The organism is Chryseobacterium shigense (assembly GCF_014207845.1).
Taxonomy (GTDB): domain Bacteria; phylum Bacteroidota; class Bacteroidia; order Flavobacteriales; family Weeksellaceae; genus Chryseobacterium; species Chryseobacterium shigense_A.
The window spans coordinates 177798-200614 of record NZ_JACHLC010000003.1 but is presented as its reverse complement, the minus strand read 5'-3'; the positions used below and the strand labels follow the sequence as shown (position 1 = coordinate 200614).

Genomic DNA, 22817 nt, shown 5'->3' with positions numbered 1-22817 from the left:
GATCATGAGGCTTTTCTGTATGTTGTTGATAACTATTAGATCGTTTGTCCCTGCAACTGAGGCCCTGAAGCAACTAACTTCTTCCCTTCTTCAGTATCGCAGTACTGCTCAAAGTTTTTAATATATCTTGCAGCAAGATCTTTTGCTTTTTCTTCCCACTCTGAAGCGTTCTCATAGGTTTCTCTCGGGTCTAAAATACCTTCAGAAACATTCGGAAGCTGTGTAGGAATTTCAAGGTTCATGATTGGAACCTGAGTTTTAGGAGCATTTTCGATAGAACCGTCAATAATTGCATCAATAATTGCTCTTGTATCTTTTAGAGAGATTCTCTTCCCTGTTCCGTTCCATCCTGTATTTACCAGATATGCTTTAGCCCCGTGTTCTTTCATCTTACCGATCAGTGTTTTAGAATACATTGTCGGGTGAAGTGTAAGGAATGCTTCTCCGAATGCAGGAGAGAAAGATGGTTCAGGTTCAGTGATTCCTCTTTCTGTACCGGCTAATTTAGAAGTATACCCACAAAGGAAGTGATACTGCGCCTGGTTTTCATCCAAAATAGAAACCGGAGGCAATACCCCGAATGCATCAGCAGAAAGATAAACAATCTTCTTAGCATGACCGGCTTTAGAAGGAAGAACGATCTTATTGATATGATAAATCGGGTAAGACACTCTTGTATTTTCAGTGATAGATCCGTCTTTATAATCAGCAATTCCATTATTTACCACTACATTTTCCAGCAGTGCGTCTCTTTTGATCGCTCTGAAAATATCCGGTTCTTTTTCTTCTGAAAGGTCAATTACTTTGGCATAGCATCCTCCTTCATAGTTGAATACACCGTTATTATCCCAACCGTGCTCATCATCACCAATCAGGTATCTTTTAGGGTCAGCAGATAAAGTTGTTTTTCCTGTTCCGGAAAGTCCGAAGAAAAGGGCAACGTCACCTTCTTCACCTACGTTGGCAGAACAGTGCATAGAAGCCATTCCTTTTAATGGAAGATAATAGTTCATCATGGCAAACATACCTTTCTTCATTTCACCTCCGTACCATGTACCTCCGATGATCTGTAGTTTTTCAGTAAGGTTGAACATAATGAAGTTCTCAGAATTTAATCCCTGGGCTTCCCAGTCCGGATTGGTTGTTTTAGAACCGTTGATCACTGTGAAATCCGGCTCGCCGAAGTTTTCAAGCTCATAATGAGACGGACGGATGAACATATTAGTAACGAAATGCGCCTGCCACGCTACCTCAACGATGAACCTTACTTTTAGCCTTGTATCTGTATTGGTACCACAAAAAGCATCAACTACATAGATCTTTTTAGCCTCAGAAAGCTGGTTCAGCACTAATGTTTTACAGGAATCAAAATTTTCCGCTGTTGTAGGAAGGTTTACTTTCCCGTCCCAGAAAATTGTGTCTCTTGTAACATCATCCTGAACTATGTATCTGTCTTTAGGCGAACGACCTGTGAAAATTCCAGTTTTCACTGATACTGCACCGGATTCTGTAAGCTCAGCTTGCTCAAAGCCTTGATTTTCAGGAGCTATTTCAGCCTGATATAACTCTTCATAAGACGGGTTATAGACGACTTCATAACTTCCTTTAATCCCTAATTTTTCTAAATCCTGGATGATTTTAGCGTGTTTCATTTTACTTATATTTTCTATTTCTTTATTGGGTTCAACAAAATTAATATTAATTATTTGTTAAAGGTGGTTTAAATATAATGATATAAGTCAGAATGGCAAATAAAAAAACAGGATTGTAAATTACTGATTATAAATTAATTATATCAGACCATTCAAAAACAGTATTGAAACCTTTTCCCCAAAAATAGTCCTTATAGCCGTGAAATTTGGCACTCATCACAAAATCTCCGCCCCATGCTCCCAAACTTTTAACAAAAACAGGACAGTCCGCGAAAAATTTCTCTTTAACTGCAGGAATTTCAAGGAATTTTGATATTTTTTGCTCATGGATCATCATCAACTGTGAAAAATTTTCCAATTCACTGCATAATAAAACTTTTTTTGTGATATCCGAAAATTCATCAATAAGGATCTGGGACTTTAATTTGGACTTGTAAAGATTAATTCCTTCCCTGCTATCCTGCTTCTGATTTAAATGAATAAAAATCAGTTCATTTTTAAATGGTGGACTGAAATCTATCTTCTCATAGCTGATCTCAGGTTTACTGCGGAAAAGCACTGCGGATTTCTCTTTTGCAACGGCAATATCGTAACCGCTTCCTCCCAGACTCATGCTGTTGAGATGGAATGGATCAATATCTGCCCATTCTGCAAGGTTGGTCATTAAAGTAGAGCTGCTTCCCAATCCGTAATCTGCAGGAAACTGAAGGTTGGTTTTCAGGTGATAGGTAAAATGGTCTTTGAATTTGATTTTAGAAAGCTGCTGAACGTTTTTTAAGGTTTTCAGAATGAATTCAGCGCTTGGAAGAAGATTGGTTTCAAGGATCTGCCAGTTTTTGTAATCTATGACAGCTTTCAACCATAATTTATTCTGATGATGGGCTTCCCAGAAGATCAGGGATTTTTCATCATCTTTTTCTTCAAAAAAAAACTCTTGTCCGGGCTTGGTAGGTACCGCCAGGACAAGAGCTCCGTCTATTGCGAAATATTCTGAAGTAAGCATAAGCTTTCCCGGTGAAAATATTCCGCTCATATTTCTTAATTATATTGCAGACGCAACATCTACAGAAGCATCAATTTTCTTGATGAGCCCCTGAAGTGTTTTTCCAGGACCTACTTCTACGAAATTAGATGCACCGTCTTTGATCATATTCTGAACAGACTGAGTCCATTTTACAGGACCTGTAAGCTGGGCGATCAGGTTTTGTTTGATCTCCTCAGGATTAATCACTGCTGTAGTTGTAATATTCTGGTATACCGGAATCGTTGCTTTTCTGAATTTTGTTTTTTCAATTGCCGCTGCCAGTTTTTCCTGTGCAGGCTGCATTAACGGGGAGTGGAATGCTCCGTTTACAGGAAGCAGCAATGCTCTTTTTGCCCCTGCTTCTTTAAGCTTTACGCAAGCTTCTTCTACTGCTGAAGTTTCTCCCGAAATTACCAATTGGCCAGGACAGTTGTAGTTGGCTGGAACTACGATACCGCTGATCTGTGCGCAAATCTCTTCAACTTTAGCATCTTCAAGACCTAAAATTGCAGCCATAGAGCTTGGATTGGCATCACAGGCTTCCTGCATTGCTTTTGCTCTTTCGGATACCAGCTTCAGACCGTCGTCAAAGGATAAAACTCCATTGGCAACCAATGCTGAAAATTCTCCTAAAGAATGTCCTGCAACCATTTCGGCTCCAAGACCGTTTATTGCTTTCAGAGCAGCTACTGAATGTATAAATATTGAAGGCTGGGTAACTTCTGTCTTCTTAAGATCTGCATCCGTTCCGTTGAACATCAGGGAAAGAATATCGAAACCTAAAATTTCGTTGGCATATTCCATTAAATCCTTAATGTCTTTTCTGGAATCGTATAATTCTTTTCCCATTCCTACGAACTGAGAACCCTGCCCAGGAAATACAAGTGCTTTCATGTATTGATTTAAATATTATGCAAATATAAAGATAATGTTAAAAATATTTCTTCAAAAAGGCATAAATTGATTAAGGAACTAGTCTAATTACACGGTATCCGGTATTTACGTAAGCTCCGTTTGCTTTAGATTTTACAAATTCAAACTTGGTAGCAAGCTGGGTCTGAACTTTATTCATCTGCTTAAAGATTTCTCCTTTTTTGTTTTCTCTCATCAGCATGTCATTTACAACATCAAAACCTACGATTGCATATTTAGGAGGTGTCTTGCAGTATTTACTTTTATAAGCAGCCAGTATTTCTTTTTCAAAGCTTCCGTCTGAATTGATTTTTCTGTCCATCAGATATACAAGGCTTGCCTGGCTCAGATCATCTACTTTCTTCTCAAAAACAGGAGAATAATACATACTGAAGGCTTTTACTCCCTGTACTTCTTTGGAAAGGGCAATTGTTTTGTTGGCAAAAGCTTCTCCGGCAGCATCATTATCACTGGCAAGAATGGCAATAACCGGAGCGGATTGCCCTGTCATCATATTCTGATCCAGCTGAATTTCTGATGGAGAATTAACGATGATTATATTTGGATTTTTAACTGCTTTTTCAAGACCGCCTTTGATATAGCTGGCCAGTTCTTTCTTAGTGTCTGCCACCACATATATTTTCTGATCTGAATAAACAGCTTTTACTTCTTCAACAATTTTATCTGCATAAGTCTGGTCATTGGTTTCAACAATAATCAGGTTGTTATAATTGTATAATTCCGGAGAGTTGGCAAAAGGTGCAACAACCGGGATCTTCTGATTTTTGGTAAAATCAAGAACGTCAATTACGTTAGATTTAAAGAATGGGCCAATAATCAGGTCTGTATTTTCCGGATTGATCTGGGCCATTGAATTTTTGAATGTAGCTTCGTTTCCTGAATCTACAATTTTAACATCAAGCTTCTGACCGCCTCTTGCATTTCTTTCAATAGCAAGTTTAGCTCCTGTAAGGAAGTCCAGCGCCATTGATCTGTATTGGGTTTCGTTGGTACTGTACCCGAAAGGAAGCATCAAAACAACGCTCAGTGCATCTCCGTTTTTCTTTACGTAAGCCGGATCCTGTTTTTTGATCTTTAAGACCATCCCTGTTTTCAGTCCTTTTGAAAGTTCAGGATTCAAAGCGATAAGCTCGTCAATTGAAACACCGAACTTGTTAACGATAGAGAATACGGTATCGCCCTGCTGAACGGTATATGTAACGTAGTCATCCACTACAGTAGTTACTGCCGGGGATTTCTCGTTTCCTGCATCTATTTTTGTTTTAGGACTTACGGGTTCGGAAACCACGGCTGCATCCGCATTTGATTTTTTAATCCTGATGGTCTCACCCGGCTTAAGCCCTTTCTCTTCCAATCCCGGATTTAAGGCAAAAAGCTCCTGCTGGCTGATTCCAAACTGTTTTGTAATTCTGTAATAATTATCTTTTGACTGAACTACATATGCCTCTCCTTCTACATGTGTTGCTACTGCCGCAGCTACCTCTGTATGAGTTTCTGCGGGTTTGGTAACTACAGGAACAGCCTGCTGCTCTCCACCATATTTTTTGATACTGTCAAGAGGTATAATGATCTCGTCCCCTATTTTCATGTGGGCATCAAGCTCTGGGTTCAGTTTTCGCAAATCTGTTTCAGAGATACGGTATTGTTTTGTAATCCCGTAAATAGTCTGTTTAGGCTGCAGAATAATTTTCCCAACCTGAGCAGCTGTATTACCGGATTTTGCTTTTTCTACGACAGCAGGTTTGGAAGCTACAGCAGTATGTTTTTCAGCTTTTACTGTAACAACATCTCCTATTGCCAGTTTACCATCTTTAAATTTGGGGTTTAGCTTTAACAATTCATCTACAGTAATACCGTATTTTTTTGCAATATTATAAGGATTATCTCCTTTTATAACGGTGTGTGAGTTCTGGGCAGACGCTCCCAAAACCATACATAAACTGGACAAAATAAAAAACCTCTTTATCATATTCGATAATTATAATTTACAAAAATACTTCTTTAAAATTAAATGGCAACAATTATTAATTTGGATTCTTGAACCACCATTTCCTCCCAACAATTTTCAAGCCATGAATAGCCATAATCTGAAAAGAAGACACTAAAGTTATAAACCCTCTCCTGCCATGTTTTTGAAGGATGAACATCTAAAAACAATTTTTCAAGTCTTTCGAGCAGTTCACCCTGTTTTATTTTTTCTGCATGAAGCAATCGTTTCTTCATTCTTTTAAATGATTTCAGCTGCCTTACTTCTTCTGCTTTTACCATATTCCCGAAAGAGCGTTCCGTGGTTTCTGCTGCAGATGTAAGCTCAGAAAAGTTTTTCTCCAAAAGAAGTTCTTTTTCTTCAAGCAATGATAATACATTACTGTCTTTTAAAATTTTCTGATTGGTAATTGCCGTAAAATTTCCAAAGAAGTCATGGATATTAAGGTCCAGCTTTTCAATTTTCCCAACAGTTTTTTCTTTAATAAAAAGCATTGAATTCCTCGGAATCAAAACAGGGAAAGGGATACGAACTGCTTCAAAATAATCTTTAAGTTCCAGCCAGTACATGATCTCTGCATTTCCTCCGATATAAGCCAGGTTAGGAAGTACTTTTTCCTGATAAACCGGACGCATTAAAGCATTCGGACTGAAGTTTTCGGGATGGTTTTCCAGCTCCTGAAGTATTTCTTCACGGGTAAACCTTTTATCTGTATCTACTACGATATATTGCTCACCGTCAAAATCAATACGGTCTCTGGTTTCAGAAAGGTAAAAAAGATTAATATCGCGTGGATTAACCTGTACTTTTCCATATTTTCCCGTCAGAAAATTTACTTTTTCTTTTGAGTTTTTGTGTAAGCTGAAATTCAGCAGCTCGTCTTTGAAAATATCTTTGATCTGATCTTTGAGTTCCTTGGAATCGCCATCTATAATCAGCAACCCGAATTCGGAAAAAAGCCTGTTGACCAGAATTTTAATTGCTTCTGTAAGTGTATTTCCTGTTTTGTAGGCTTCTTTCATCATCAGAATCAATTCTGTCCCGAATATGGAATCTTTAAATTCTTTTTCAAATTCGGAAATGAAAAATGTATCGCTGATGGTTATTCTGCCTACCGGCCCGCCGGATTTCTCATTGATCTCATAATAATTATGTTCGGTTTTGAAATGATTGATCTCGGCGAAATCGTGATCTTCCGAGGCCATCCAGTACACCGGTACAAAATTAAAATCAGGAAAATTTTCTTTCAGGTAAGCGCATGTTTTAATGGTCTGTAAAATTTTATAGACGAAGAAAACAGGCCCGGAAAAAAGGTTCAGCTGATGCCCTGTAGTAATTGTAAATGTACCCGGCAGTTTTAAGTTTTCAAGGTTTTCTTTCTGTTTTGAGGAAAGGGTAAGCCCTGAAAGCTGTCTTTCCAGTACATTGGACAAGATTGTTCTCTGATCCTGTGTAAATGAATTCTGCTTGAGATGAATCTGATCTTTAAAATGATCTAAAGAAAAGGTATTTTTTTCAAAGCCCTCAATGTTTTGATTCAGAAAATCTTTTACAAGCTGAGGAATGCTTTCTATATCATTAAAAGATATTTTATTTACTGTTTTCAACTTTGTTTTGCTTTTAGTTGAACAAATACCACACAATTCCAATATTTAACCTAAAATCGTAAACCGGATAGTGTGGAAATGCATATGCTTTATTGTTGGAAATAAAAGTTCCTATCTGCTGGCCTTCTACATAGAAGAACATTTTTTTTACCTTCATATTAACATAAAGGTCCACAATAGGCTGCCCTCCGATGGAGAATGCCTCAGCATTAGGCAGAGTATATTCGTTCAGAATCGGGAAGTAATCTCTTGATGCAAATTTTGAGAAATAATAGACTTTCAAACCTGCCTGGATTTCCGCCGCTTTTTTGAATGCCTGACTCTGGAAGAAGAAATTGGCTCTTCCGATAAAACCTGGCATTGGAAGAAGGTCTTTGTTCGTTAATGCATTCTGGAAATGAAGTCTCGTATTAAGGTGGAATTTCCCAAAACTGAAGGTAGCATCTCCCCCGATCTGGGAAATGTTCAATGAATTATTGCTCTGTTGTGGCGCTCCGTCAGCATTAAAATAAGTATAATTATCTATTCTGAAATAATTGGCGAAGATTTCAGTTTTGAACCATTTCAGATTCACACTTCCCCCGATTTCTGTTACCGTTTGGTTTTTGGCATTTTCCAGATAATAATTGTATTTATTGTAAACGGAAGTGTTCAAAAGGTAATTGAATGAAGGATAGGCACTCTGGAAGTTTACTTTTGCGTTTACAAAATAATCTTTTATAGGTTCGAACTTTATGTTATTGGCTGTTCTGAGGTAGCTTCCGAACTGGCTTCCATTGGAAAACTCCAAAAAGGATTTCAGCTGGAATTTGTCCCAAAGCTTTACCTGAAGATTTCCTACAGCTCCAATTCTGTTTTCCTTAAGCTCACCCGGAAGCGCTGTTCCGTTTACTGTAATAAGATCTCTTACTCCAAACTTCAGCATCTGATATCTTACTCCTCCATCAAGCTTGAATCTTTCATTATTAAAAACAAGACTCAATGTATTACTGAAGTTGTCTGAATATTTTTTTGTAGTAAGGGGGAAGCCGTTGATCAGTTCCGAAGTATTATCATACCAATAAGATTCTACTGCTCCCTGATTATAAAAATATTTGTTTCCCTGATGGGACAAGGTGTGTCTTATACTGAAAGGAAATTTTTCCGAATTGAATGGCGTAAACTGATGGCTGAGATAATATCTCCTGTAGGAATACTGAGAACTTGATGAAGCCAGATTCACCTGGGCATTTTGCCGGTTCTTATAGTTGCTGTCTCCATTCTGGAACAGATCATCTTCTGTAATTCCACCACTTTCCTGATTGTTTACATTCTGATGAAGATAATGCGCAAATAACTCATAATTTCCACTTTTGGAAATATAATGTCCTGAAAATATTGTATTGTTGTTCGATGCCAGCGAGTTTCTATAAAATCCCTGGGAACGAAGCCCCATATATTCAAGGGCAAAGTTGAATCTTTTTCCTATGTTCTGCGTGTAGGTAGAATTCAATGCTGCCCCATTTTTCATAGCCGTATGATAAATGAATGCGGCTGTAGGTGTTTTTACATCATAATATTTTACTTCATCAGCACCAATGATCATATATGATTTATTGGCTGGAAGTAAAGACAAATTCTGCTCGGGATTTACCTCATAAATCAAAGGATTGAAGCCTGCCCCTATATTGGCAACCTGGGCTTTTCCAAAGTTATCCTTATTGTTATACTGAGAAAAGATATTGGTCTTCTCAGCGGTCATCACTGTATCAAAAATTTTCTTTTCAGAGAACTGAGTCTGATACAGGTAATCATTAATAGTAGGTTTAAAAATTTTCAGAGAATCTTTTTTCCCGGTATCTATGACAAGGGTATCTTCTTCTTTCTGCGGATTTTTATTATCTGTTTTATTAACAACCTGGGCCTTTGCAACAAAACCGAAGAAGATGATTATAATAAGGATGTACTTCATACGTTCATTTATATTGTTCAAAAATCATGTGGAATCTAAGAGGATCTCATTATGAACTTTTGTACAGCAAAAATAAGAAATAAAAGGAAACAAAAACCCCTGCGGGAAGCAGGGGTTAAGATATGGTGTTTACTTGTTCACAAATTCTACCAGTTTTATCATATCAGGTTCTTTACTGAAATTGATTTTATTAAACTTTACGAAGCTGTCCAGTTCTTTTTTATCTACTGAAAAGACTTCGGCAGCATCAGCTGAGTTCTTGGGGAATTTGAAGAACTTTTTGTCCTTGGTAATCAGGTATAGATCTTTATCTTTTGCATAATAATCATTAGCATCCTTTGTAAATGAATTAGTACTTTTTTCTCCCTTCAGCAATTCCACTTTTTCTCTTTTATAAAGCGAAAATTTCGGGCTATCTACCAATAATACCAAGTATCCGGATTTTGTTTTCCCATCATAGGTATAAGTCAGAGATTCATAGATTTTGCCAATATCAGGAAATTGTATTTTGACATTATCCTCTTTATTGGTATAAAATAATTCATCATCTTTTTTAAATTCCATTTCATCTTCATAAGCATTATAGCGAAGATCCTGAACATCTTTACTAAAGCCTTTAATAATTACCTTATTGAACTTATCTCCGGTTGTATATGGACTTCCTTCTATTACATATTCTTTGGTTGTAGGCCTATTCGCTCTCATAAAAAAAGTTCCGGGAGAATAGGAAACATTTTCGTTACCGACTTGTGCATCGACTATATAAACTGAACAACCCAATAAAATTAAAAGTATCTTTTTCATAACAACATTTTAACAAAAATAGCAAAATAAAAGCCACTTCATAAAGAAGTGGCTGATATATTTATTAATTATATAAACTAATTATTAGTTGTCATATCCTGGATTAGATTTAACTAATGTACCTGATAAGTCGGTTTCCTGTCTTGGAATCGGGAATGCATTAAGATCAACATTAGCATTCGCACCTGTTGGTCTTGGAATGGCAATACCCCATCTTCTTAAATCCCATTGTCTAAGACCTTCTCCAAGAAGTTCCTTCATTCTTTCCGATCTAAGTTTAGTCATATCAACAGTACCAGCAGCAGCTAATCCTCTATTCTGAACAATTAGATTGTAATAAATAAGAGCCTGAGCGGCGCTACCGCCATTTAATTCTGCTTCAACACCATTTAATAAAATTTCTTCATAACGAAGCATTTTGATATTATCTGCTCCTACACCTTGCGTATATTTACCAATACCATTAGCGTTGGAACTGAATGAAACGAATCTCTGACCTCCACTTAGTGTAATAAATGTTCTTCTTACATCACTGGCATCATAAGCTGCCTGAGTACTTGCATTTACCACAAGATTGGCATAACCGTTCGGGTTAAGTCTCTGTCTGTATGATCCTGTAGATAATGATGAATTAATACCCACAGCTAATTCAAAGATAGAATTGGGAGCAGCTCCATTCATTGTAAATCTGAAAGTTTCCTGTAATAATGCTGCTGAAGCTACAGAATAAGCATTTGTTGCAACAATCTGACTTGTAAGTGTTCTTACTTTTGCATAATCTCCTTTGTATAGATAGAATCTTGACATCATCCCTTTTAAAGAGTTGATATTAAGTTCCGTTTTTATGGTATTTGTCACAACTCCATTAGCAGTCATTAATTCTAATGCTTTTGTAAAGTCGGCATCAATCTGAGCTTCAGTCTGAGCAATAGTAGATCTAGCCATACGAGCTTGTGGATCATACTTTAAAGGTAATACAATACCTAAAGATTCTCCTCCTGTGATATATTTTTGTCCATATAATCTCAGACCGTCAAAGAAAGCAATAGCTCTTAATCCGTACGCTTGTCCTTGTGCATATCTGGAGTTCTTTCTATCATTATCTGTTCCCTGAATAGTTGCCATATCTGTATTGATAACAATATTAGCTTTAGCAACTAATTCGTAAATTCTGTTGTAAGTATCTACTGCGTATCTGTCATTAGAAAGCATAGTGTAGTTCATTACATTCTGATAGTATCCTCCAGCCAGGTTACTGATCATTTCATCTGATCTTACTTCTCCATATGCTAAGAAGTCTGCTCCATAATATTCTGTATTACGCATAGTAGCATAACCACCTCTTACAAATGCCTGAACTTCATTATCAGTTGTTAGAGGGCCTTGCTGTACCTCCTGGAAGAATTCTCTTTCTACAAAATCATCGGAACATGATAAGCTGGTAACAGCAACCCCGATTGACAATAATCCTATTTTAATTATTTTATTCATTTTTTTTCTTTTTTAGAAGCTAACATTAACACCAAATAGATAAGACTTTAATACAGGTAAACTCAAGTTAGTAGTTCCTGAAATATTAGTCTCCGGATCAAATTTCAATCTGTCATCAAAGTTATGTGTCCAAGCATTATTTGCCATTACATAAACCTGTACAGAATTAAGTCCTGACCCTTTCAAGAAATCACCATTAAATGTATAGCCAAATCTTGCATTACTCAATCTGATATAATCAGCATCGTATAAATATCTTGTTGAAGCCTGGTTAGAAAGTTTGTTTCCTCCATATAATGGCTTCGGATTAGACGCTCCTGTATTCTGAGGGGTCCAGTAGTCTCCCATAACATCTCCATATCCAGGATAGTTTAGAGAATATTGTCCATCACTATAGGTGTAATTTGCCCAGTTGTCATAAATTTTACCTCCGAACCCGTAAGTAAACTGAAGATCTAAAGCAAATCCTTTATATGAAATACTAGTGTTAGCCCCACCAAACACTGTACTTAGGAATGAACCCTGAACGGCTTGCTGTGCTTTGTTATAATCATTAGTAGTTTCTCCATCGTTACCATTGATATACCATAGAGGGTCTCCATTTGAAGAATCTACTCCAGCCCATTTTCTAAGATAGAAAGTACGAGCTCCTTCTCCTACTCTAAGTGTTGTAGTAGCTGTATTAACAGCTCCTCCATATAATTCTGTAACTTCATTTTTAAGGGTAGACAGGTTGGCACCAATTGACCAGTTCACTTGATCTCTGTCTCCTTTAAATATATCAGCATTTACAGCAAATTCAAATCCTTTATTAACAAGTGTTCCAACATTATCAAGCATCAAACCATATCTGATAGTACCATTATCGTTGATAATTCCACCCTGTGATGGAGATAATGGAACGTTATAGATTAGATCATTTGTTTTCTTGTTATAGTATTCAGCTGTAACTGTAATTCTGTTTCTTAAGAATCCTAAATCCAATCCAATATTCAATGGATTTACTGTTTCCCAAGATAAATTCGGATTATAGATATTATAATATCTTGCTCCAGCATAGTCATTATAATTAAGATCGTATAAATATAATGCATATGGGTTGGCATTTACCTGATTTCCTAATTTACCATAAGAAGCTCTGAATTTAGCCATAGAAATAGTATTCATATCTTTGATGAAATCTAGTCTCGCTAAATCTACACCTCCACCTATGGACCAGAAATTACCGGCTTTACTTCCTGGAGTAAACTGTGAAAGAACGTCTCTACGGTAAGATGCATCTAATAAGAATAGCTTATCATAGTCATAATGTCCTGTTACAGCATATCCGTATCTGGATGTGATTGTTTGAGTTCCATCAAAACCATAAGGTACAACAAAATTCCTTAAAGTTTCAAGTGCTGGTGAACCTACAGTAATTCCTGTAGCCATTAAAAACTTTCTATCAGTTTTATATGCTTCCTGAATTAAAGAAACTCCTACATTATGTTTTCCAAATTTTTGTGAATAATCTAAGATATTCTGTATGTTGAAATTAAAATATCTATTATTAGAAGTTCTTTTGTATCCACCATATGTATATCCGTCTCCATGAAGAGGGTTCCAATATGTATCTTCTTCCATATTTACATATTCTGGTGAGAATACAAATCTATAAGTTAAATTCTTTAAGATTTTATACTCAACATTAAGATTGGCAAAAGCTCTGAATGTTCCAGCCTGGATATAGTTGTTCTCAAGCAAATAGCCAACGTTAAATTGATTATTACTTAATCTGCTGTTTGCAGGATTCCCTAAGTACCAAGAACCGTCTGCATTTCTTGCAGGATCCGTCGGTCTGTTAAAATATTGTGCAAGCATCGGGTTAGAGAATGCACCACCATCACTCAAAGTTCTTGTTTTACTATGAGAGATCTGGAAATCTGTGCTGATCTTTAATTTATCTGTTGCCTGATAGCTTAATTTTGTAGTATATGATAATCTTTTGAAGAAAGAGTTCATAATAATACTGTTTTGCTCGAACATATTTGCAGCCGCATAATAGGTAAACCTCTCATTACCTCCTGACATGCTGAAATCCGCATTCTGCTGGTAGCCATCTTTTCTAACAACATCCAGCCAGTTTGTGTCATAAGGAGAAGACATAACAGCCACAGCCTGTGCATTTGCAGAAGCTGAGATTTTACCAGCTAGAGCACCACCAGCAATCTCCTCGATAGAATAGTTTGAACTCAATGAGTTATTGAACATATCTCTTAAATATGTCTTATACTCACCGGCAGAGAAGTTTCTTGCCATATCAACAGCTTGCTGGTTAAAACCGCTGTTAAATGACAAATTAAATCTTGGCTTTCCTTTCTTACCGGATTTAGTTGTGATTACAATTACACCCGCACCTGCGTCTGCACCATAAACAGCTGTAGAAACAGCATCTTTTAATACTGTAATACTTTCTACATCATCAGGGCTTAAGTTAGCAAGAATATTGGTAAGTAATGCTGTTCCGTTAGCTGTCCCCAAACTTCCGTTTGCTACCCTAACACCGTCAACGATATAAATTGGAGTAGTTACTCCATTGATAGATGAAACCCCTCTAACTCTTACATTCGCAAAACCACCCGGCTGACCAGAAGAACTACCAGTCTGAACACCGGTAACTCTACCTTGTAACATTTTATCAACCGAAGCAACTGGTAAATCTTCAATAGCCTTGGCTGTCATCGTACTTGTAGCCCCTGTAATCTCCTGCACCGTTTTCTTCTGTCCGAATCCAACCATTACTACCTCCTCAATCTGCGTAGTAGATGCGGTGTCTTTTTTCGTTTTTTGTGCGAAAGCAGTAGTTCCGATAAAGAACAACGCTCCAACACTCAATACACGTAGTTTAACATTCATATTAACAAATTTTAATATATTTTAATTAGCAAATATGTTAATAAATATTAACACTCACAAATGGAGTCATTATATAAGCTATAGCTTCGTTTTACATATTGTTTTTAACCATTCAGTGAAATACCTCAGATTAAACAATAATATCCACCTTCATTTACTATAAATATTTTTTTTTCACACAAGTCATTTTTTTTAACAAATTATTATCAATTTGAAAAATATTATTTAGAATAAATATAAATTAATAAAAACTGAAATAATCTTAGAAAAATACTATAAAAAAAGATGAATTTCATCTATTTATAAAACACAAATTAATTATTTAGTTTTAATTGTTGATTAAGCGTTATATTCTTATTATGTATTCTAATTGCATTTACGGGCTGACATCTAGACACTATTCAGTGTCTTATGTTTTATTCAGCGTATTTTCAATGCTTGCTTTAACTTTAAGATTCGATCATATAATTATTAAATTCTCAGCTTAAAATTTGCTAATCGACTTGCTAAAAAAACAATTATATGATAACCCTTCTTTCCTTAAATTATCAAGTTAAAAAACAATTAAATCAATCAGTAAAAATTATACAAATTCTAAAGAAATAAAAAAAACCACTTTTATAAAAAAGTGGTTTATATTTTTAGCTAAAAAACTATTATTTAAGCTTCTTTTTAACAGCTACTTCTTCGTAAACTTCTAGAATGTCTCCGATTTCAATATCGTTATAACCTTTCAGGTTCAATCCGCACTCGTAACCTTTGGCCACTTCTCTTACATCATCTTTGAAACGTTTTAAACTTTCCAGCTCTCCATCGAATTTAACGATACCGTCTCTCAGTACTCTCACTTTAGAGCTTCTTGTTACTTTACCTGAAAGAACCATACATCCGGCAATGGTACCTACTTTAGAGATTTTGAATACTTCCCTGATTTCAACATTACCAATTACCTGTTCTTTAATCTCAGGAGAAAGCATACCTTCCATCGCTTCTTTAACCTCATCAATTGCGGCATAAATAACTGAATATGTTCTGATTTCGATTTCTTCTTTATCTGCTAAATCTTTAGCATTAGCACCGGCTCTTACGTTAAATCCGATAATAATTGCATCAGATGCAGTAGCCAGGTTAACATCAGATTCAGTGATCTGCCCTACTCCTTTGTGAAGAATATTTACGTTGATCTCTGCTGTAGATAATCTCTGTAATTGATCGGATAGTGCTTCTACGGAACCATCCACATCACCTTTAAGAATAATGTTAAGTTCTTTGAATTCACCTAAAGCAATTCTTCTTCCAAGTTCTTCAAGCGTAGTATGTTTCTTGGTTCTTATTGAAAGTTCTCTTTGCAACTGCTCTCTCTTATTGGCAATGGTTTTAGCCTCACTTTCGTCTGCGTATACCTTGAACTTATCACCTGCTGTAGGCGCTCCGTCTAATCCCAAGATAGTAACAGGAATTGAAGGACCTGCTTCTTTAAGGCTTCTACCTCTTTCATCAAGCATAGCCTTTACTTTACCGTGGTTTTTACCTGCAACTACATAATCTCCTACTCTTAGAGTACCTGTTTGCACCAGCATAGTGGCAACATATCCTCTTCCTTTATCCAATGAAGCTTCAATAACAACACCCTGAGCGGCTCTGTCCGGATTAGCTTTCAGATCAAGCATTTCTGCCTGAAGCAATACTTTTTCCAACAGAACATCCATATTGTTACCAAACTTTGCAGAAATTTCCTGCGACTGAACATTTCCACCCCATTCTTCTACCAGGATATTCATTCCTGAAAGTTGCTGACGGATGTTGTCAGGATTCGCATTTGGTCTGTCCACTTTGTTCAACGCAATGATCATTGGCACTCCTGCAGCCTGTGCGTGGGAAATTGCTTCTCTCGTCTGAGGCATTACATCATCATCGGCAGCAATTACAATAATTGCAATATCGGTGATCTGGGCACCTCTGGCTCTCATCGCGGTAAACGCTTCGTGACCAGGTGTATCTAAGAATGTAATTCTTTGTCCGTTTTCTAATTTTACGTTGTAAGCTCCGATGTGCTGGGTAATACCTCCTGATTCACCGGCAATAACATTGGTTTTTCTAACGTAGTCAAGTAAGGATGTCTTACCGTGGTCAACGTGTCCCATTACGGTTACGATTGGTGCTCTTGGAAGAAGGTCTTCTTCGTTGTCGATTTCGTCTTCTGCATCGCTTTCTTCAAGATCAGCATCAGAGAATTCAATTTTATATCCAAATTCATCAGCTACCAATAATAAGGTATCAGCTTCTAATCTTTGGTTCATGGTTACCATTACTCCAAGGGAGAAACAAGCAGAGATTACTTCTGTAGGAGAAACGTTCATTAAACTAGCCAGTTCACCTACTGTGATGAATTCGGTAACTTTTAATGTTCTGTCCTGAGCATCGATCTCCTGCTGACGTTCATCCTGTTCTCTACGATATGTTCTCTTGTCTTTTCTGTGTTTTGCAGATTTAGATTTACCTCCTTTATTGGTAAGCTTTTCAAGAGTTTCTTTGATCTGGTTTTTAACCTGCTCGTCAGTAAGCTCAACAGGCATGGTTCTTTGTCCTGGCCTGTTGTTGTTTCCACCCGGACCTTTTTTGAATCCGCCTCCCTGACCTTGAGGACGGTTACCCTGGTTGTTCCCGAAACGGTTACCTCCCTGGCCTCCTTGTCCTTGTGGACGGTTTCCTCCAGGGCCTCCCTGACCTTGCGGACGGTTTCCTCCAGGGCCTCCATTATTGTGTGGACGATTTCCCTGCCCTCCCTGGTTGTTGTTATTTCCTGAGTTTTGGTTATTTCCCTGACCTTGTTGGTTATTCGGGCCTCCGGGTTTTTCAATTCTCTTTCTTTTCTTTTTAGCACCTGCACCGGGTTTTGGCGCAAATTGTGTTAAGTCGATCTTTTCACCAACGATCTTAGGACCATCCAGTTTCTGATAAACGGTTTCTATTTTCTGTGGTTCCTGAGAATCAGATTCAGTAGATTCTTGAACTTCAACCTTGTTTTCAACAGGTTCTGGCTGTTTTGGAGTTTCTTTCACAGGTTCTGCCGGTTTTTCCTCTTCTTTTTTCTCCTCCATTTTGGGTTTATCTTTTTTTACAGGTCTATTCCTGGATTCTATTTGGGACAGATCAATTTTATCCAGAACTTTGAATTCCTGTTTTTCAGGAGTTGCTTTAACTTCCGGCTCGGCCACAACTTCTTCTTTCTTTTCTTCAACCGGTGCTGCTACAGGCGCAGGTGTCGCAGGAGCTTCTTCAACTTCGGGAGCTTTAGATTCAAGATCTATTTTACCTAAAATTTTAGTTTCCGGTTTGTTTGCTTTAGCTCTTATTACTTCAGGGGTTTTCTTTTCCTCAATTTCCAGTTTTTCTTCCGGAACTTTGGTAATCACCACCTCATGGGAAGCCTTTCGCTGTTCACCGTCTTTGGCAAACTCAGCCTCCAATGCAGAATATGCCGCTTCTTCTAATTGAGCGTTAGGATTGCTTTCAACTTCGAAATCCTTTGACTGTAAAAACTCTACTAATCTGGACATCGAAATATTGAATTCCTTAACCGCTTTATTTAATCTTATTTTTGGCATCTATATTATTTACTATTTTTTTAATTCTTAAAATTAAAGTATTTCTTTTTACTGTTTATTAAAATTCATTAAAATCTTAATCTTCAAATTCTTCTCTCAGAATTCGTTTTACGTCTTCAATGGTTTCTTCTTCAAGATCTACCATATTCAGAAGGCTTTCAGTATCTTTATCCAATACTGATTTTGCAGTAGTAAGACCTACTTTCTTAAATTCATCCAAAATCCACTGCTCAATATCGTCATTAAATTCTCTCAAATCAACATCGTCATCCTCGCTGGATTCTCTGTAAACATCTATTTCGTATCCGGATAACCAGGAAGCCAGTCTGATATTCTGTCCCTGTTTTCCGATCACTTTGGAAATCTCTTCAACCGGGGTGTAAACCAATGCATAGTTTGCCTCCTCGTTGATGTCAATTTTATTGATGGTAACATTTCCTAAAGCTCTTTTTACCATAATTTCAGGGTTTTTAGACCACTGAATTACATCAATGTTTTCATTTCTCAACTCTCTTACAACCCCATGAATTCTTGATCCTTTCACTCCCACACAAGCACCTACAGGATCTATTCTGTCATCATAAGCATCTACTGCAATCTTCGCCTTTTCACCAGGAATTCTCACTACTTTTTTAAGCATAATGGTTCCGTCCTGGATTTCAGGAATTTCCAGCTCTAATAATTTCTCCAGGAATTTAGGTGCAGTTCTGGAAATAATAATCTGTGGTTTTGAACCTTTAAAATCTACTGTTTCAACAATAGCTCTGATATTTTCGCCCTTTTTAAAGAAATCGGACGGGATCTGGTTTTCTTTCGGCAAAATGAACTCGTTTTCCTCATCATCCAATAAGATCACATGTTTGTGACGGATGTGGTGGATTTCTCCGATAACAATTTCCCCGATTTTATCTCTGAACTGCTCATAAAGCATTGCATTATTGTGCTCCTGAAGTTTTGTCGCCAGGATTTGCTTTAAGGTAAGGATATTTCTTCTTCCCAACTGAGCTACAGGAATTTCCATTGTAAAATCTTCACCTACCTCAAAAGTAGGGTCTATTTTCTTAGCTTCAGAAAGTTCAATTTCCAGATCATCATCTTCAGACATTTCGTCTTCTACAATCGTTTTATTTAAAAATATCTGAAAATCTCCTTTATCAGGGTTCACAATTACATCAAAATGATCATCCGAATCATATCTCTTTCTGAGAAGAGTCTTCAGTGAGTCTTCAATAATCGCCATAAGATCAATCTTACTGATCCCTTTTTCGTCTTTAAAATCACCAAAGGATTCAATCAACGCTATATTATCCATCTATTCTTTTTTCTTTTAAAATTTAATTATTACTAATGCCTTTTTTATCTCGGAGTAAGGAATTTCTTTTTCTTCCTCCACATCCACTTTCCCTTTCCCGATATCTTTCGGTTTGCGGTAGCGTAAAATAAGTGTGATCTTTTCATCATCTGCATTGGCCAGCTCACCTTCAATTTTGGAAGAATCATTCAGCAATACTTCTATTTCTCTTCCTAAATTTTTCCTGTACTGTCTTGGGGCAGACATCGGCTCACTCAGTCCTGCAGACATTACCTGAAGGCTGAAATCATGCTCTTCACGATCCATATTAAACTCTATGGCCCGGCTTGCATCAAGGCAATCCTGAAGAGTCACTCCATTATCACCATCCAGGATCACAGTAATATCATCTCCTGCAGAAATCTTAAGATCTACAAGAAACAAATCCTCCCTGTTCTCAAGGAATTCATTTAATAATTCTTCAATTCTTTTTTTAAACTCCATACATTAAATATCTTGATTTACCAGTACGAAAAAAGGCTTTCTTCCGAAGCCTTCCCATTTTTTCCTGTAAATCCATTGCAAATATACGCATTTTTTCTAAAAAAGCAAAACCTGCTTAGTTATCAACTCAGTACCTTAATTCTTTCATTATGATAAATTAAGCAGGACAATGAAGTATTTTTATTATTTTTGCCGTGAATTTAAAAACATAAACATTGTGAATATAACAATTGTAGGAACAGGTTATGTAGGGCTGGTAACAGGTACTACCCTGGCAGAACTTGGCAATTCAGTATACTGTGTTGACATTGATGAAAAGAAAGTTGAAGGTATGAAAAACGGCGTAGTTCCCATCTATGAGCCGAACCTTGAAGAAATGTTCTTAAGAAACATTCAATCCGAAAGATTATTTTTCACCACCGATCTTAAGGAAGCTTTGGACAAAAGTGAAGTTATATACCTTGCGCTGCCAACACCGCCGGGAGAAGACGGATCTGCAGATCTCTCATATGTCATTCAGGTTGCCAACAATATCGGAGAAATGATGACGGAATATAAGGTCATCGTTAATAAAAGTACAGTTCCTGTGGGAACTGCTGACAAAGTAAGAGAAGTGATCTCTTCTAAAACGGATATCCCTTTTGACGTAGTTTCCAACCCGGAATTCCTGAGAGAAGGTTTTGCTGTGGAAGATTCTATGAACCCGTCAAGAGTAGTGGTAGGCGCCAGCTCCGAGAAAGCAAAAGGTATCATGGCTAAAATTTACCAGCCATTTACCAATACGGGAATCCCGATTATCTTTATGGATGAGAAATCATCAGAGCTTACGAAGTATGCAGCCAATTCATTCCTTGCTGTGAAAATCACATTCATGAATGAAATTGCCAATTACTGTGAAAAAGTAGGGGCTGACGTAGATAAAGTAAGGCTAGGAATGGGAAGTGACGACAGAATTGGTCACAGATTCTTATTCCCGGGTATCGGATATGGTGGAAGCTGTTTCCCTAAAGATGTAAAAGCCCTTATAAAATCCGGGATACAGGAAGACTTTAATTTCCAGATTCTGGAGGCTACAGAAAAAGTAAATACTGCCCAGAAAGTAATTCTGGTTTCAGAGATCGAAAAATATTTCGGAGGAAATATCAAAGGAAAGAAAATTGCGATGTGGGGATTGGCCTTTAAAGCTAACACAGACGACATCAGAGAAGCATCTTCTTTAGACAATATTGCTCTTTTACTGGAAAAAGGTGCAGAAATTGCTGCATATGATGCGGTAGCAGAAAGTAATGTACAGAAACTTATCGGTGACAAAATACAGTATGCCAAAGGAATGTATGATGCTCTTGAAGATGCAGATGTCCTGTTTATTGCTACGGAATGGCCTGAGTTTAAAAATCCGAATTTTGAACTGATGGCCAAGAAAATGAAGAATAAAGTCATTTTTGACGGAAGAAACATGTACCCGTTGGAAGTCCCTGAACAAAATGGATTCCACTATAAAAGTATAGGTAGAAAAACAATTTATTAAAGATGAACTTCATTAAGGACCTCAAATTCTGGCTAATGGTTACCATTGGCTTGATTTATCTAGCCCTGGCCTATCATTACAGGTGGGTTTCTTCAGACGGTTTATCTGTTGTTTATCAATCATACAATGTAATTAATGGGCTTGGGCTTGTCTGGAATTTTGCAGAACGCACCTATGTATCAACATCACCATTATTTACATTACTATCTATACCTTTAACGTATATATCAGACCTATTTTTAAATTTATTTGGTTTTTCTGAAAATAAAATATTATCAATCCCAATATTTATTAATTTATTATTTTCGGGAGCAACATTCTTTTTAATTTTAAAATTTGCCTATTCAAAAAGCAAAAAGCTGGACATCTCAAAACTTATTATTTTGGGACTCTGTTTTATACTCTTATTTTTTTCAAAGTTTTTTCTGCACTACAGCACCAGCGGCTTAGAAAATTCTTTGTCCTATTTTGTCATTTCAGCTTTTGCTATCTTAGCTATGTCTCCGGGCAATTCTAAGACAATTTTTTGGTTACCTGTTGCAGCAGCACTTGTTTTTCTGACCAGATATGATTTTTTACTGATAATAGCACCTACAATGCTTTATTATTTATTCAGGAATAAAATCACACCGGGTTTTCAAATCATGGCTCTCATTGTAATTCTTTGGTTTGTTTTCTCATTTTTATATTTTGGCAATATCTTCCCCAATAGCTTTTATCTTAAAGCTAATCTTGATTTTAATCAATCATTATATTACTCCAGAAAAAATCTATTTGAGAGCAAACCGATGTTCCTAATCATAATCTTAGGATTATACACATCTTTTATTGCAAACAAAAGAATATTTTTAGGTATCTTTTCTTACCTGATATATATTTTTATAGTAAGAGATTATATGCTTGGCAGACTATTTACCCCGCTAATCCCGTTATGTATTATCACCATCATAGAATTTATTGCAGAAAGAAACCTCAGCGAGTATAAAAATAATTTCTTTAAAATTTATACTCCTGGACTGATAGTTGCAGGCATTATATTTTATTTTCTTCCCGTGATAAAACTATATGAGGACAAACTAACAAAAGGAAGATATTGGGTATCGGACGAGAGAGCGTTTTACCTCAAACCTCCGAGCAATTTTCCGGAAATGAAGTTTCGGTATATTAAACCTAATCCCAAAGTTACCTTTGTAGATTATTGCTATTCCATGCTTCATGAGCCTCTGATGGTTTCAAACAACCAGTATAATGCATATTACCTGGATCCGATGGGTTTAGCAAGTCCATTCGTTACCTATTATACCAAAAACTATGGAGGAACAGGATCAAGACCAGGGCATAGAAAAGCAGATATTGATTTTTTGAAAAACAACGGTGTTTTCGAAAGTTATGTTGAAAATAAAAACCTCATTAAAAACAAAAATTTATCTGAACTATTTGATGATGTTAACATTGTTTCCAAAGGAGACATTTTTGATTTGACAAGAATAAAAACAATCATTAAACTACATACTCATAATTATAAACAGGATATAAACTAAT

At 36.7% G+C, this 22817-nt stretch carries 14 protein-coding genes; 2 read left to right on the top strand and 12 right to left on the bottom strand.

Annotation, left to right across the window (positions count from 1 at the left end):
* Positions 1–35: 35 nt before the first annotated feature.
* From pckA to rimP, 12 genes are all read right to left on the bottom strand, one after another.
* A complete protein-coding gene (pckA, locus tag HNP36_RS13635; protein WP_184164593.1) occupies positions 36–1652 on the bottom strand; it encodes a phosphoenolpyruvate carboxykinase (ATP) in 1617 nt (538 codons plus the stop codon).
* Positions 1653–1779: 127 nt separating this feature from the next.
* Positions 1780–2685, bottom strand: a complete 906-nt coding sequence (locus HNP36_RS13630; RefSeq protein ID WP_184164590.1) for a GYDIA family GHMP kinase — start codon at positions 2683–2685, stop codon at positions 1780–1782.
* 9 nt (positions 2686–2694) lie between these two features.
* Positions 2695–3570, bottom strand: a complete 876-nt coding sequence (gene fabD / locus HNP36_RS13625) for an ACP S-malonyltransferase (RefSeq protein ID WP_184164586.1) — start codon at positions 3568–3570, stop codon at positions 2695–2697.
* Between the two features lie 70 nt (positions 3571–3640).
* A complete protein-coding gene (locus HNP36_RS13620) occupies positions 3641–5578 on the bottom strand; it encodes a LysM peptidoglycan-binding domain-containing protein (protein ID WP_184164583.1) in 1938 nt (645 codons plus the stop codon).
* Positions 5579–5616: 38 nt separating this feature from the next.
* Entirely contained in the window at positions 5617–7203 is a 1587-nt protein-coding gene (gene bshC, locus HNP36_RS13615) for a bacillithiol biosynthesis cysteine-adding enzyme BshC (RefSeq protein ID WP_184164580.1), read from the bottom strand.
* Positions 7204–7216: 13 nt separating this feature from the next.
* Positions 7217–9154, bottom strand: a complete 1938-nt coding sequence (locus HNP36_RS13610; protein WP_184164575.1) for a putative porin — start codon at positions 9152–9154, stop codon at positions 7217–7219.
* 129 nt (positions 9155–9283) lie between these two features.
* Complete coding sequence (locus HNP36_RS13605) at positions 9284–9958, bottom strand: hypothetical protein (protein WP_228456373.1); 675 nt, start codon at positions 9956–9958, stop codon at positions 9284–9286.
* An 84-nt stretch (positions 9959–10042) separates the two neighbouring features.
* A complete protein-coding gene (locus HNP36_RS13600; RefSeq protein WP_184164572.1) occupies positions 10043–11449 on the bottom strand; it encodes a RagB/SusD family nutrient uptake outer membrane protein in 1407 nt (468 codons plus the stop codon).
* A 12-nt stretch (positions 11450–11461) separates the two neighbouring features.
* Positions 11462–14344: a SusC/RagA family TonB-linked outer membrane protein gene (locus HNP36_RS13595; protein ID WP_184164569.1), complete on the bottom strand. Its 2883-nt coding sequence runs from the start codon at positions 14342–14344 to the stop codon at positions 11462–11464.
* Positions 14345–15000: 656 nt separating this feature from the next.
* Positions 15001–17952, bottom strand: coding sequence for a translation initiation factor IF-2 (infB, locus tag HNP36_RS13590; RefSeq protein WP_184164566.1), 2952 nt, complete (start codon positions 17950–17952; stop codon positions 15001–15003).
* Positions 17953–18028: 76 nt separating this feature from the next.
* On the bottom strand, positions 18029–19264 hold the full coding sequence (nusA, locus tag HNP36_RS13585; protein WP_048501215.1) for a transcription termination factor NusA: 1236 nt from the start codon (positions 19262–19264) through the stop codon (positions 18029–18031).
* Positions 19265–19279: 15 nt separating this feature from the next.
* Positions 19280–19747, bottom strand: coding sequence for a ribosome assembly cofactor RimP (rimP, locus tag HNP36_RS13580; RefSeq protein WP_184164563.1), 468 nt, complete (start codon positions 19745–19747; stop codon positions 19280–19282).
* A 217-nt stretch (positions 19748–19964) separates the two neighbouring features.
* Here rimP and HNP36_RS13575 point away from each other — a divergent pair, with 217 nt between their 5' ends.
* Both HNP36_RS13575 and HNP36_RS13570 read left to right on the top strand, forming a co-directional pair.
* On the top strand, positions 19965–21275 hold the full coding sequence (locus HNP36_RS13575; protein ID WP_184164560.1) for a UDP-glucose dehydrogenase family protein: 1311 nt from the start codon (positions 19965–19967) through the stop codon (positions 21273–21275).
* Between the two features lie 2 nt (positions 21276–21277).
* Positions 21278–22816: a hypothetical protein gene (locus tag HNP36_RS13570; protein ID WP_184164557.1), complete on the top strand. Its 1539-nt coding sequence runs from the start codon at positions 21278–21280 to the stop codon at positions 22814–22816.
* Position 22817 lies beyond the last annotated feature (1 nt).